Consider the following 12,134-nt stretch of genomic DNA (forward strand, 5'->3'; position numbering starts at 1 on the left):
CACCCGGTTACATTCCGAACCCGGAAGTTAAGCTTCCCAGCGCCGATGGTACTGCACTCGGGAGGGTGTGGGAGAGTAGGTCACCGCCGGACAATTTTTGTTCGGGAAGGGCTCCACGTTTATGCGTGGGGCCCTTTCTGCGTTTACGGGGCCTTCTGACGGCCATGGCCGGTCCGCCGACAGGACTGGCCGGCGGTGGGAAGGCCGACTCTACGGAAGCCGGCCTCCGAGGCGCCGGCGTGCTCCGTGCCGTCAGGCTTTCAGCGGCGCCTGGCCGACCGTTCGAGCGTTTCAGGGCGGGGCTTCGCCGTTGGTATGGCAGAACCTGCGGGTGTACCGACCGAGGCCCGCCCGGTCGGTACACCCGCAATGTAGTAGAGCATCGGTCATGTAATCGACAGGACCTCCTCGCCCCGCCGTACGACGTGCGCGTTGGATCTAAAAAGCTCGCGGGTTTTTGCACCTGGGAATAGCTCTCTGTGAGATTCTGATTACATGGCGTTGAAGGGTCGGCGAGCCACATACGACGAGCGACTGCACGCAGTTCGACTCCTTGAGCAAGGGGAGTCCGCTGATGAGGTCGCTCGGATTCTCAACGTGTCCCGGCGGTCGTTGTTCGGCTGGCAGCGCGATTACCGCGAGCGCGGCGAGGAAGGCTTGCGGACGAAGAAGACGCGCGGGCCTGACTCCAAGCTCACCGCCGAGCAGATGTCCAGCCTGTATGCACTGCTGGTGGGCTGTGATCCGCGCCAGTTGAGCTTCGGACTTGCGCTGTGGACCCGCAAAATGGTCCAGGAGCTGATCTGGCGGCGCTTTGCTGTCAGGCTGAGTATCGCGAGCGTCGGGCGCGTGCTGGCGAAGCTCGGAATGTCGCCGCAGAAACCGTTGTACAAGGCCTATCAGCAGAAACCCGAATTGGTCGCCCAATGGAAGGCCGAGGACTACCCGAAGACCGTCAAGGAGGCCGAGGAGTGCAACGCGATCATCTTCTTCGCAGATGAGGCGGCACTGTCCACGCACTACCACCGAGGCACGACCTGGGCGCCGACCGAACGGACGCCGGTCGTCACGCACACCGGCGCCCGAAGGTCGGCCTTCATGCTCTCAGCGGTCGAACGGCAAGGCACGCTGCGTTTCCAGATCTTTGAGGAGAGCATCAAGGCCACGCACTTCATCGCATTCTGTGAACGCTTGATGTCAGACAGCGACGGCCGCCCTGTGTTCCTCATCCTTGACAACAGCAGGGTCCATCACGCCAAGATTCTCAAGAAGTTCGCCGCCGACAGCAACGGCATGCTCAGGCTGTTCTACCTGCCCGCCTACTCGCCGGAACTCAACCCCGACGAGTGGGTCTGGAAGAACGTCAAACACGACAGGGTCGGCCGCGCGGCCGTCGACGGCATCCAACAGATGAAGAAGCTCATACTCTCGGCACTACACAGCCTCCAGAAGACCCCGGCCCTCGTCCAGGGCTTCTTCCACGACCCCAGCCTCGCCTACATCACCCACGCGCACCGATAGTGCAAGAATCCATGATCTCCTTAGATCCTCCTTGACCGTCCTCGGCGCATGCGCCGGACCGGGATCTCCACAGCCCTGTGCATATGACGGCATGCGACCGTGGATTGTGCCGTCCGCCGAAACCCGCCCGTCCCTCAGGATTGCGCTGGAGAGCCTGGAATCGGCCGGCAGAGCGCGTTCGGTGTCATATTTTCGTGATCACCATGATCTGCCCGTTGCCGAGGCCTTGTTCGCTCATGCCGTTATCTTGCCTGGCACGGGGTGATTGACCGTCCGAGGCAGCGCGGTCATCAGCGCTACCAGGACGATGGCGGCCGGCACTCCCCAGAGGAGGACGTCGGGGATGGCCGCGGCCGTCGCCTGCGGGCTGGGGGCGTGGCCCTGGAGTTCCCGGGTGAGCAGGTTTCCGAAGGCCGAGACACCGAGCGAGAGACCGAGGCCGCGGATGGACACGGTGGCGGAGGTGGTGGCGGCCAGGTCCGCGGGGGAGGCCGCGTTCTGTGCGACGACCACCAGGTTCTGCATCAGCAGCCCGAAGCCGGCGCCCAGCACACCGAGCTCCAGGGCGAGCAGCGCGTAGGCGGTGCCTGCATCAAGCTGGCTCAGCAGGGCGAACCCCAGTGCGACGATGGCCGAGCCGACGAGCAGGTAGGGCTTGAACCGGCCGCCGGCACCGATGCGGGCACCGGCCAGAGAGGACACCATCATGAACGTGATGACGTATGGATTGAGCGCGAGGCCGGCCTGGGTGGCCCCCATGCCGTACGCGGTTTGCAGATACGTGGGCAGGTAGACGATCGAGCCGCCGAGCAGCGCGCCGAGTAACGCGGTGGCGGGCAGGACCACCCGCAGAGCGGGGTTGGCGAACAGCCGGAGCGGGATCAAGGGGTTGGCCGCACGCCGCTGTCGCCATACGAACAGCGCCAGCGATGCCGCGAAGACTCCGATCAGGATGAGGATCACGCCGGATGTCCACGGGCGGGTCCGGCCGCCCCATTCGGCCACCAGCAGCAGGCTGACCGTCGCGCCCGTGAGCAGGACGGCCCCGGCGACGTCGACCTTGCCGTCCCCGCCTGACTTGGGCAGCCGGAGCGCGTAGGCGATGAGGGCCATGCTGAGCAGGCCGAGGGGCAGATTGATGTAGAAGATCCAGCGCCAGCCCACGGTGTCGGTGATCAGGCCGCCGGCGAGCGGGCCACCCACACTGGCGACGGCGAAGACGCCGCCGGTGAGGCCCTGGACCCTGCTGCGCAGGCGCTGTGGATACAGCTCTGACAGGGAGATCGTCGGGAGGACGAACAGGGCGCCGGCGCCGATGCCTTGCAGGGTCCTGGCGGCCACCAGTTGGGACATCGTCTGTGCCACGCCGCACAGTGCGGAGCCCGCGACGAAGACGGCTACCGCGGTGATGAACACGGCGCGCCGGCCGAACCGGTCGCTGATGCGGCCGTAGAGCGCGCCGGTCGCGGTCGAGGCCAGCACGTAGGAGGTGATGATCCAGCTGATCGCGTCCATGCCGCCCAGGTCCGCGGCGATGTCGGGCAGCGCGATGGCCACCACCGTCTGGTCTAGGACCGACAGCAGCATGCCGATCAGGAGCCCGGCTGTGGTGAGCGGAACGTTGCTCGTCGCCTGCGGGGTGTCGGACGCGGTCTGGGTGAGTTCTGCGGACATGGCCCTCAGCCCTTCGCCCGCGCGAGCGGATTGGGCAGGTCGAAGTCGGCACAGAGCAGATCCTGGTCGATGACCGAGCCGGTGACGGTTCCGCTGGCCGCGGCGGCGATGACCGCGGCCAGCGGCATCGGTACGGTGGCGCGCCGCGCCATGTCGCCTGCCGCGTAGACGCCCGGCACGCTGGTCTGGCCGAACTCGTTCACCTCCACGCACCCATCGGCGAAGAACCTGCAGCCGAGGCGGATGGCCAGGTCGGAGCGCTGGCGCGGCACGTTGACGACGAACACCGCGTCTCTGGCGAGCGGCGGGCCGCTCTCGAACACGATCTGCTCAAGCCTGTCGCCCGTCGCCTCCAGGCGGGCGATGGGTTCGCATCGTACGGTGACGCCGTTCGACTCCAGCTTCGCCCGCGACGCGGGGTCGAGCGGTTCGCCGCCGGTGCAGAGCGCGACGTCGGCGGCGAAGCGGCTCAGTTGCAGCGCCAGCCGTACCCGGGCCGGTTCCGCGCCGATCACCGCGACCGGCTTTCCGGTGCATTCATAGCCGTGGCAGTAAGGGCAGTGGAAGGCGGATCGGCCCCACAATGCTTCGACCCCGCGCGGGCCTGGAAGCTCGTCGCTCAGCCCGGTGGCCAGCAGGAGCCGCCGGGAGTTCGCCGCACCGCCGTCGGACAGATCCAGCTGGAAGCCGCACTCGTCGACAACGCGGACGCCGGTGACCGTCTCGGCGCGGAGCTGAACGGCCGGATAGGCCGACAGCTCCTCGCGGCCGAGCTCGCGCAACGCGGAAGGCGGCATGCCGTCCCGGGTCAGGAAGTTGTGCACCGCCTCGGCCGGGGCGTTGCGGCCTTCCCCGGCATCGAGCAGGAGCACCGAACGGTGGCTCCGTCCCAGGGTCAGGGCGGCGGCCATCCCGGCCGGGCCGCCGCCGACTATGACAACGTCGAACATGTCTGCCTCCAAGAGTGGTCGTGCTTGACTCGGAGGCAAGTCTGCAAGTTAATGTCAACATGAAGTCAAGCGGTACCATGCGCATCGGGGAGCTCGCCGAGCGGTTCGATCTCGCGCCGCACGTGCTGCGCCATTGGGAGGCGATGGGTCTGCTGACTCCGGCCGCCAGAGTGAACGGCCGCCGCCGCTACACCCGCGATCACGTCATCCGCGTCATGACGATCATCCGCGCCAAGGGCGGAGGGATGAGCCTGGAGCAGATCCGGGAGGTGCTCAACGTCACCGGCCAGGCCGAGCGCCGGGCACTCCTCCAGCGGCATCACGCGGAGCTGGAGCAACGGCTCGCGGAGATAGCGGCGTCCAAGAAGCTGATCGAGCACCTCATGGAGTGCGGCGCGGACGACTTCACCCAATGCCCCGATTACCGGCGCATGGTAGAACGCGCGGCCGGGCTCCAGAGCCTCGACGAGGCCGACTGCGTGATCTGAACGGTGTCCTTCGTCCGGCAGCACCAGAGCCGTTGGGCGGTGCCGCGCGGCTGGAAACCGGCTGCTGTGACCGGCAACTATCCGCCGCGTCCCGCTCGCTGATTCGGATGTGACGTTATGCCACCCGAGAGGTTCACATCTCGAGGTCCTAGCATGGAACTCGAAGATCAGAGCTAGGGGAGAGTGACAGTGACGACCGAAACCGACCTACGGCACCTGCGGCGATGCGTGGAGTTGGCGACGAAGGCGTTGGAGGTGGGGGATGAGCCGTTCGGGTCCGTGCTCGTTTCGGCTGACGGGATCGTGCTCGCCGAGGACCACAACCATGTGGCCTCCGGCGACAACACCCGGCATCCGGAGTTCGAGCTGGCTCGCTGGGCCGCGGCGCATTTGACGGTGGACGAGCGGGCGGCCGCGACCGTCTATACCTCTGGGGAGCACTGCCCGATGTGCGCCGCCGCTCACGGGTGGGTCGGGCTGGGCCGCATCGTGTACGCGAGCTCGTCGGAGCAGCTTGCCGGGTGGCTCGCCGAGCTGGGTGTCCCCGCGCCGCCTGTGCGGACGCTGCCCATCCAGCAGGTCGTGCCCGACGCCGTGGTGGAGGGGCCGGTGCCGGAGCTCGCGGCGCAGGTGCGCGAACTGCACCGCCGTCGTCACAGCGCCCCCTGAGGCGCCGGGACGGTACAGGCTCGGCGGGCCCCCTCGAACGTCTCGGCAGGCTCCCTCAAACGTGGAGTTCTCCCGACAGCACCGTGACCGCTCGCCCCGCGAGGTGAACGCGGTCCCCGTCCAACCGCACGTGCACCAGCCCGCCCCGAGCCGACAGCTGCGCGCCCACCATGGTGCGCAGCCCCAGCCGCTCCCCCCAGTAGGGCGCCAGCGCGCAGTGCGCCGATCCTGTGACCGGATCCTCCGCCACCCCTACGTTCGGTGCGAAGAAGCGTGACACGAAGTCGGTCGAAGACCCCTTCGCCGTGACGATCACGCCACGGGCCGGCACTTGGGCCAATGCCGCGATGTCCGGCGTGAGTGCCTGTATCGCCGCCTCCGATTCCAGCTCCACCACCAGGTCGAGATTGCTCGTCCCGACCTGCACCGGTGCAGCTCCGAGCGCTTTTTCCAACCCGTCGGGAACGGCTGCCGGCGTCACTTCCTTCGCCGGGAAATCCATCGTGATCATGCCGTCGGCCATGCGATTCACGGTGAGCGTTCCACTGGCCGTACTGAATTCGAGCTGACCGCCGGCCGCACCTGTGGAATAGAGCACATGTGCGGTGGCCAGCGTGGCGTGCCCGCAGAGGGAGACCTCGACGGCGGGGGTGAACCAGCGGAGCGAATCGCCGAGCAGGAAGGCGGTCTCCGACAGGTTCATCTCCGTGGCCACTGCCTGCATCCATGACTCGGGAGCGGGGGACTCCAGCAGGCACACCGCGGCAGGATTGCCCCGGAAAGAAGTGTCGGTGAAGGCATCTACAGTGAACACGCGCATGTATGGAGGCTATCGGGGGAGAGATATCCAGGTGAAACCGGGACGCTAGCCGTACAAAATGGAATTAGTTGTGGGCGTGTCGCATGGCGAACTTCTCGGCGTCGGTTACCGTCCAATAGTGGGACGAGCCGATTGCGGTGAGTTCCTGAGGAAAGGACAAGCCGATGGGGGCAGTGCGCAAGGTGGTGAGCTACCTTGGCCTGGGTGGGATCGACCACTACGACGACGGCTACGACGACGAGCAGTACGAAGAGGAGTACATGCCGGCGGCGGAGCGGGCGGCGAGGCGCTGGCGGTCGACCGCCGACTCGTCACGAATCGTGATGGTTCAGCCGCTTAAGTATAACGACGCGCCGATGATCGGGCAGCACTTCCGTGATGGCCAGACGGTGATCATGGATGTGACGGGCATGCCGATGCCGGAGGCGACCAGGATGGTCGACTTCGCGGCCGGTCTGGCCTATGGCTGCGAGGGGCGGATCGAGCGCATCGCCGACCGCGTGTTCCTGCTCGCGCCGGCCCACGTGGAGATCGAGAGCTCCTAAGCCGCGCGCGGGCCGCGACGGATCAGCCGAGTGAGCTCGGTTGAGTCGTCCGCGGCCTGCTCCGCACGGGTGACCGCCTCTCGCGCGTATCCGTGCAGCGCCCAGACCGCGCCGTCGGCCAGCTCTTTCAGCTCGGCGATCTGCGTGGTCACGTAGCGGGCGTCCGATTCGATGGCCTTGCGGCGCCGCCAGAGTCGCCAGCCCGCCAGGCCGAGCAGCACCACCCCCGGACCAGCGAGTACGGGCACCCCCAGCCCGTCGGCCAGCAGGGCTCCGAGGAGGAGAGCGACCCCCGCCACGATCAGCGCGACGGCATCCCATGGCGGCCGTCGCCGCATGGTCCCCTGGACCACGATCTCGCGCTCGGCAGCCGCGAGCGAGCTCTCCTCGGGCCCCTCGGGGTGCAGTTCGATGCGGTGGCCGAGCAGTGACACCGTCACGGTGGCGGGCGGCGCCAGGCTGCTGTCGGATTCGAGCTCCTCGGCGACACCGCGCAGTATCGGGCCCGCCACGTGCAGGGCGAGCGCCGCCAGATGCGGATCGGCACCGGGGCGCAGGTCGTCGAGGAGGTGCGAGGTCAGCGAGGCCATCGGCCCGGCGGGGCCGCCGAGGCCGATGAGCGAGCGGAGCACGGCGAGCGGCTCGTCCTCCTCCCACGTGCCGGCGGGACTGCCGGAGCTGTTGGTGAGCGGGGTGGAGGCGTCATGCTCGGCCTGCCGCGCCGAAGTGATCTCCGCGCACCGGGCGCGCAGCCGGGCGAGCCGCGCGGCGGCCTGGACGGGCTTCGCCAGTGCGGGGATCTCCGCCATCTCGGGGAAGTCGAGCAGCGAGGCGGGTACGACCACCGACGGCTCACCGGGGAGGAGCGCCTGCGTCCACTGCGCCGCGTCCGCGTGCTCGGGTACGCCCACCGTGTCGAGCTTGCGAAGCACGAAGATCTTCCCGGCGGGACCGTAGGCGCCCCTGGCCGCGGCCAGCCAGAGCGAGCGCTGGCCATGGGTGACCGGCTGGTCGAGCGACAGGTCGCCGAAGGCGGTGCCGAGCCAGGAGGCGTGGATGCGGCTGCCGTGACCGGCGACGGCCAGGGCCAGCGCCAGGAAGAGCGCGGTCTGTTGCTGGTCGCGCCCGGCGGCCTTGCTCAGCGGCGCCAGCGGATCGTCACCGGTGAGTATCGCGACCAGCGCCTCGACGGCGGGCGGCAGCCAGTAGCCCGGTTTGTCGGGGAAGTCGGGCGGAGCCGGAGGCACGGTGCCGTTGGCGGCCAGGTGGGACAGCAGTGCCTCGGCATAGCGGTGCAGCTCGGTCGCTGCTTGGGGGTCGGCAGTCAGGTCCGTGCTCAAGGCAGAGAACTCCCCCATAGTGGCCTCAGTTCATGACCGCGTAAAGCCTAGCCGGGGGGCGCGCCGTCCAGGTGGAGGCGCGCCCGCGACGTGCTACATGCGCTCGGGCACCGGGACCCCGAGCAGGTCGAGCCCGGTCTCCAGGACCCGCAGGGTCAGCGCGCAGAGAGCGAGCCGGTGCGCCTTCGTCTCGGCGTCGACTCCGTCCTTGGCCACCGGGCACTCCTCGTAGAAGGTGCTGAAGAGGCTGGCGGTCTCGAACAGGAAGGCGCAGAGCCGGTGCGGCTCCGACAGGGTCGTGACCTGCTCCACCAGCCCGCCGAAGCCCAGCAGGTGGAGGGCCAGGGCCCGCTCGGCTGGATGGCCGAGCACGATGCGGTCGGTCGCGTCGGCCGGCGCCACTCCCGCCCGGCGGAAGATCGACCGGATCCGGGCGGTCGCGTATTGCATGTAAGGGCCGGTGTTGCCGTTGAACCCGAGCATGCGGTCGTAGTCGAAGACGTATTCGCTGTCGTGGCTGACCGCCAGGTCGGCGTATTTCACCGCGCCTATGCCCACGGCCTGCGCGATCTCGGCCCGCGTGGCCTCGTCGTAGCCGCGGTCGGCGATGGCCGCCGCGGCCCGGTCGACCGCCTCCTGCAGCAGGTCCATCAGCTTGATGGACTCGCCGGACCGGGTCTTGAACCGGCGCCCGTCCTTGCCCAGCATCATGCCGATCTGGACGTGCTCGGCCGAGACCGTGTCGGGCAGCCAGCCGGCCAGCTCGGCCGCCGCGAACACCATGCGGAAGTGCAGCGCCTGGTCGGCGCCCACCACGTAGAGCATGCGGTCGGACTTGAGGTCTTCGACCCGGTAGCGGATGGCCGCCATGTCGGTGGAGGCGTAGCCGTAGCCGCCGTCGCTCTTCCTGATGATCAGCGGGAGCGGCTTGTCGTCGGAGCCGGTGAAGCCGGGCGGGAAGACGCAGAGCGCGCCCTCGCTCAGCACGGCGACCCCGGCGGCCTCCAGGTCCTGGCAGGTCTTCTCGAGCAGCGGGTTGTACATGCTCTCGCCGGCGATGTCGGCGTCGGTGAGCGTGACGCCGAGGATGCTGTAGACCTTGTTGAAGTAGGTGATCGTGGCGTCCATGAAGACGTGCCAGAGCCGGAGGGTCTCCGGGTCGCCCGACTGGAGCATGGTCACCCGCTTGCGCGAGCGGACCTTGAACTCCTCGCCGCCGTCGAACTGGCTCCTGGCGGCCTGGTAGTACTCGGTGCCCATGCCGGCTTCGAGCTGCGCGACCGCGGCCTCCTCGCCGATGTCGAGCAGGTGCTCGATGAGCATGCCGAACGGCGTGCCCCAGTCGCCCAGGTGGTTCTGTCTGACGACGGTGTTGCCGAGGTGCTCGTGCAGGCGGGCCAGCGAGTCGCCCACGATCGTGGTGCGCAGGTGGCCGACGTGCATCTCCTTGGCCGCGTTGGGCGCGGAGTAGTCGACCACCACGGTCTGCGGCGGCGTGGCGAAGCCGACGCCCGTGCGCGGGTCGGCGAGCATCCTGGCCGCCTCGGACTCGACCCATGAGTCGTCGAGCGTGATGTTGAGGAAGCCGGGACCGCTGACCTCGACCGTGCCGGGGAAATCGGACAGCTCCGTCCTGATGGCCTCGGCGACCTCCCGCGGTGCCCGTCGCAGTCGCTTGGCCAGGCTCAGCGCGACGTTCGCCTGGAAGTCGGCGAACTGGGAGGGCCGGATCAGCGGATCTGCGTCGGCGTACTCGGAGCCGAACGCGTGCGCCAGCGCCTGCTGGACGCGCTCGGTGAGCACTATCTGCGGGTCGGTCATGGTCTAAGGGTACCGGCGAGCTTGACCGCCACGCTGATCGCCGCAGAAGCCACCACGGAGATGCCGACGGCGGTCAGATCGTTGCTGAGATCGCCGGGTTCGAGGGCGAAGAAATGCCGGACGAAGGGGATCGCCAGGGACAGCCCGAACAGCCCGGCCATGGCGACGATCATGGCCATCCGCCCCAGGGTGAGCGGCTTGGTGATCAGGATGAGCACCCACCACGTGGTGAGGAAGAGCGCGATCACCCCCGACGTACGATCCTCGGTCAGGGTGGAGGTGCCGGTGTGCGCGGCCCAGAACGCCAGGAACACCGCGGCCGCGCAGAGCACTCCGGCGGGTACGGCGAAGCGCATCACGCGGGGGACGAACCCGGGCTTGGCCCGTTCGAGCGTCGGTGCGAGCGCCAGGACGAACGCCGGGATGCCGATGGTCAGCGCGTTCACCAGTGTGGAATGGCGCGGCGCGAACGGGAACATCAGCCCGAGGACCCCGGTGAGCAGCGAGAGGGCGATCGCGTAGAACGTCTTGGTGAGGAAGAGGTTCGAGACCCGCTCGATGTTGGCCAGCACCCGGCGGCCTTCGCCCACCACGTGCGGCAGCGAGGCGAACTTGTCGTCGAGCAGCACCACCTGGGCGACGGCCTTGGTGGCGGGACTGCCCGCGCCCATCGCGATGCCCAGGTCGGCGTCCTTCAGCGCGAGCACGTCGTTGACGCCGTCGCCGGTCATCGCGACGGTGTGGCCGCGCGACTGCAGCGCGCCGACGAAGGCGCGTTTCTGCTGCGGGGTGACGCGGCCGAACACGGTGTGGGTGTCGAGCAGCTCGGCCAGCTTGCCGGGGTCGTTCTCCGGCAGGGTACGGGCGTCGATCGCGCGATGGCCGCCCGGGATCTCCAGGCCGGTGGCGATCGCGGCGACGGCATCGGGATTGTCGCCGGAGAGCACCTTGACCGTGACGCCCTGCTCGGCGAAGTAACGCAGGGTCTCGTGCGCGTCGGGCCTGATGCGCTGCTTGAGCGTGATGAGCGCGACGGCCACCGTCTCTGAAGTCGTCGCCCTTTCGAGGCTGTCCGTACGGCATAACGCCAGGACCCGAGTGCCGGTCGAGGCCAGTTCGGCGGCCCGCTCATAGCCGTCGGCCGTGCGGTCGAGCAGGACGTCGGGGGCGCCGAGCAGCCACACCCCGTGGGGGCCGAAGTCGGCGCCGCTCCACTTGCGCGCCGAGGAGAACGGCACCACCTCGCCGGCCGTCCACCCGTCGGCCGCCGCCCGGTAGCGGGCCTGGATGGCCTTGGCCGTGGCGTTGGGCCGGTGGTCCACGTTGGCCAGGGCGGCGAGCGCGTGGTCGACCGGCTGGTCCTCGCGCAGGGGCAGTACCTCGCCGAGGTCCATGCCGCCCGCGGTGAGCGTGCCGGTCTTGTCGAGGCAGAGCACGTCCACCCGGGCCAGGCCCTCGATCGCGGGCAGCTCCTGGACCAGGCAGTCGCGGCGGCCGAGCCGTACGACGCCGACGGCGAAGGCGATCGAGGTCATCAGCACCAGGCCCTCGGGGATCATGGTGACGATGCCGGCGACAGCGCCGGTGATGGCGGTGCCGAAGTCGGTCGAGTTACGCAGCTGGCTGTAGAGCAGCAGCGCGCCGATCGGGATGACGAGCCAGGTGATGTACTTGATGAAGTTCGTGACGCCGTCACGCAGCTCCGAGCGCGCGAGGTGGAACCGGCTCGCCTCCTCCGCCAGCCGTACGGCGTAGGCGTCGGTGCCGACCTTGGTCGCGACGAACGCGCCCGAGCCCGCGACGGCGAAGCTGCCCGACAGCACCTCGTCGCCCGGCCGCTTGTGCACCGGGTCTTCCTCGCCCGTCAGCAGCGATTCGTCGATCTCCAGCCCGTCGGACTCGACGACCTCGCCGTCGACCAGCAGGCGGTCACCGGGCCCGAGCAGGATCAGGTCGCCGAGCACCAGCTGGCGCGGCCGGAGCTCCTGGTCGCGGCCGTCGCGGCGGACCCTGACCGGCGATTCGTTGATCACCGCGAGCTTGTCGAGCGTGCGCTTGGCCCGTAACTCCTGCACGATGCCGATCAGCGAGTTGGCCACGATGACCAGCCCGAACAGCCCGTCCTGCCACGCGCCGAAGATCAGGACCAGCGCCCAGAGCAGGCCGATGACCAGATTGAACAGCGTGAACACGTTGGCTCTGATGATCGCGCCGAACGACCTGCTCGATCGGCGCGGCACATGGTTGGTCTTCGCCCCCGAGACCTGTGCCGAAGTCAGCCCGTCCACGCAACCCCCAGCTTTGTG

10 protein-coding genes and 1 rRNA gene are annotated in these 12,134 nt (G+C 68.6%); 5 read left to right on the plus strand and 6 right to left on the minus strand.

Features of this window, described 5'->3' with window-relative positions:
• Both rrf and ACGFNP_RS60740 read left to right on the plus strand, forming a co-directional pair.
• Nucleotides 1-92: ribosomal RNA gene (rrf, locus tag ACGFNP_RS60735) — 5S ribosomal RNA — on the plus strand; the annotation flags it as partial.
• Between the two features lie 403 nt (nucleotides 93-495).
• Nucleotides 496-1,521 (plus strand): IS630 family transposase, encoded by a 1,026-nt coding sequence (locus tag ACGFNP_RS60740; protein WP_393334296.1) that lies wholly within the window; start codon nucleotides 496-498, stop codon nucleotides 1,519-1,521.
• A gap of 234 nt (nucleotides 1,522-1,755) precedes the next feature.
• Here ACGFNP_RS60740 and ACGFNP_RS60745 read toward each other — a convergent pair whose 3' ends face one another.
• Both ACGFNP_RS60745 and ACGFNP_RS60750 read right to left on the minus strand, forming a co-directional pair.
• A complete protein-coding gene (locus ACGFNP_RS60745) occupies nucleotides 1,756-3,195 on the minus strand; it encodes an MDR family MFS transporter (protein WP_393334299.1) in 1,440 nt (479 codons plus the stop codon).
• A gap of 5 nt (nucleotides 3,196-3,200) precedes the next feature.
• The gene (locus ACGFNP_RS60750) at nucleotides 3,201-4,145 is read right to left on the minus strand and encodes an NAD(P)/FAD-dependent oxidoreductase (protein ID WP_393334301.1); all 945 of its coding nucleotides are present in this window, start codon (nucleotides 4,143-4,145) and stop codon (nucleotides 3,201-3,203) included.
• Between the two features lie 59 nt (nucleotides 4,146-4,204).
• Here ACGFNP_RS60750 and ACGFNP_RS60755 point away from each other — a divergent pair, with 59 nt between their 5' ends.
• Nucleotides 4,205-4,633: a MerR family transcriptional regulator gene (locus ACGFNP_RS60755; RefSeq protein ID WP_393334304.1), complete on the plus strand. Its 429-nt coding sequence runs from the start codon at nucleotides 4,205-4,207 to the stop codon at nucleotides 4,631-4,633.
• Nucleotides 4,634-4,822: 189 nt separating this feature from the next.
• Nucleotides 4,823-5,302 carry a nucleoside deaminase gene (locus tag ACGFNP_RS60760; RefSeq protein WP_358340288.1) on the plus strand — a complete coding sequence of 160 codons (480 nt, stop codon included), beginning with the start codon at nucleotides 4,823-4,825 and terminating at the stop codon, nucleotides 5,300-5,302.
• A 55-nt stretch (nucleotides 5,303-5,357) separates the two neighbouring features.
• Here the strand turns inward: ACGFNP_RS60760 and ACGFNP_RS60765 are convergent, their stop codons facing one another.
• Nucleotides 5,358-6,122, minus strand: a complete 765-nt coding sequence (locus ACGFNP_RS60765; protein WP_393334307.1) for a PhzF family phenazine biosynthesis protein — start codon at nucleotides 6,120-6,122, stop codon at nucleotides 5,358-5,360.
• A gap of 164 nt (nucleotides 6,123-6,286) precedes the next feature.
• Here ACGFNP_RS60765 and ACGFNP_RS60770 point away from each other — a divergent pair, with 164 nt between their 5' ends.
• A complete protein-coding gene (locus ACGFNP_RS60770; protein ID WP_358340291.1) occupies nucleotides 6,287-6,667 on the plus strand; it encodes a cell division protein SepF in 381 nt (126 codons plus the stop codon).
• Here the strand turns inward: ACGFNP_RS60770 and ACGFNP_RS60775 are convergent.
• The 3 genes from ACGFNP_RS60775 to ACGFNP_RS60785 all read right to left on the minus strand — a co-directional run bounded on the left by ACGFNP_RS60775 (nucleotide 6,664) and on the right by ACGFNP_RS60785 (nucleotide 12,116).
• Nucleotides 6,664-8,007 (minus strand): hypothetical protein, encoded by a 1,344-nt coding sequence (locus ACGFNP_RS60775; protein WP_393334309.1) that lies wholly within the window; start codon nucleotides 8,005-8,007, stop codon nucleotides 6,664-6,666. The genes ACGFNP_RS60770 and ACGFNP_RS60775 overlap by 4 nt on opposite strands.
• 93 nt (nucleotides 8,008-8,100) lie before the next feature.
• Nucleotides 8,101-9,828: an arginine--tRNA ligase gene (argS, locus tag ACGFNP_RS60780; protein WP_393334311.1), complete on the minus strand. Its 1,728-nt coding sequence runs from the start codon at nucleotides 9,826-9,828 to the stop codon at nucleotides 8,101-8,103.
• Nucleotides 9,825-12,116, minus strand: coding sequence for an HAD-IC family P-type ATPase (locus tag ACGFNP_RS60785; RefSeq protein ID WP_393334314.1), 2,292 nt, complete (start codon nucleotides 12,114-12,116; stop codon nucleotides 9,825-9,827). The genes argS and ACGFNP_RS60785 overlap by 4 nt, the downstream gene beginning before the upstream one ends.
• Between the last annotated feature and the right edge of the window lie 18 nt (nucleotides 12,117-12,134).

The sequence above is a fragment of the Nonomuraea sp. NPDC049269 genome (assembly GCF_043197155.1).
Classification (GTDB): domain Bacteria; phylum Actinomycetota; class Actinomycetes; order Streptosporangiales; family Streptosporangiaceae; genus Nonomuraea.

What these genes read in the sequence shown, in the direction of transcription:
- ACGFNP_RS60740 (WP_393334296.1), top strand. Translation starts at nt 496, where the DNA reads ATGGCGTTGAAGGGTCGGCGAGCCACATACGACGAGCGACTGCACGCA.
- ACGFNP_RS60745 (WP_393334299.1), bottom strand. Translation starts at nt 3,195, where the DNA reads ATGTCCGCAGAACTCACCCAGACCGCGTCCGACACCCCGCAGGCGACG.
- ACGFNP_RS60750 (WP_393334301.1), bottom strand. Translation starts at nt 4,145, where the DNA reads ATGTTCGACGTTGTCATAGTCGGCGGCGGCCCGGCCGGGATGGCCGCC.
- ACGFNP_RS60755 (WP_393334304.1), top strand. Translation starts at nt 4,205, where the DNA reads ATGAAGTCAAGCGGTACCATGCGCATCGGGGAGCTCGCCGAGCGGTTC.
- ACGFNP_RS60765 (WP_393334307.1), bottom strand. Translation starts at nt 6,122, where the DNA reads ATGCGCGTGTTCACTGTAGATGCCTTCACCGACACTTCTTTCCGGGGC.
- ACGFNP_RS60770 (WP_358340291.1), top strand. Translation starts at nt 6,287, where the DNA reads ATGGGGGCAGTGCGCAAGGTGGTGAGCTACCTTGGCCTGGGTGGGATC.
- argS (WP_393334311.1), bottom strand. Translation starts at nt 9,828, where the DNA reads ATGACCGACCCGCAGATAGTGCTCACCGAGCGCGTCCAGCAGGCGCTG.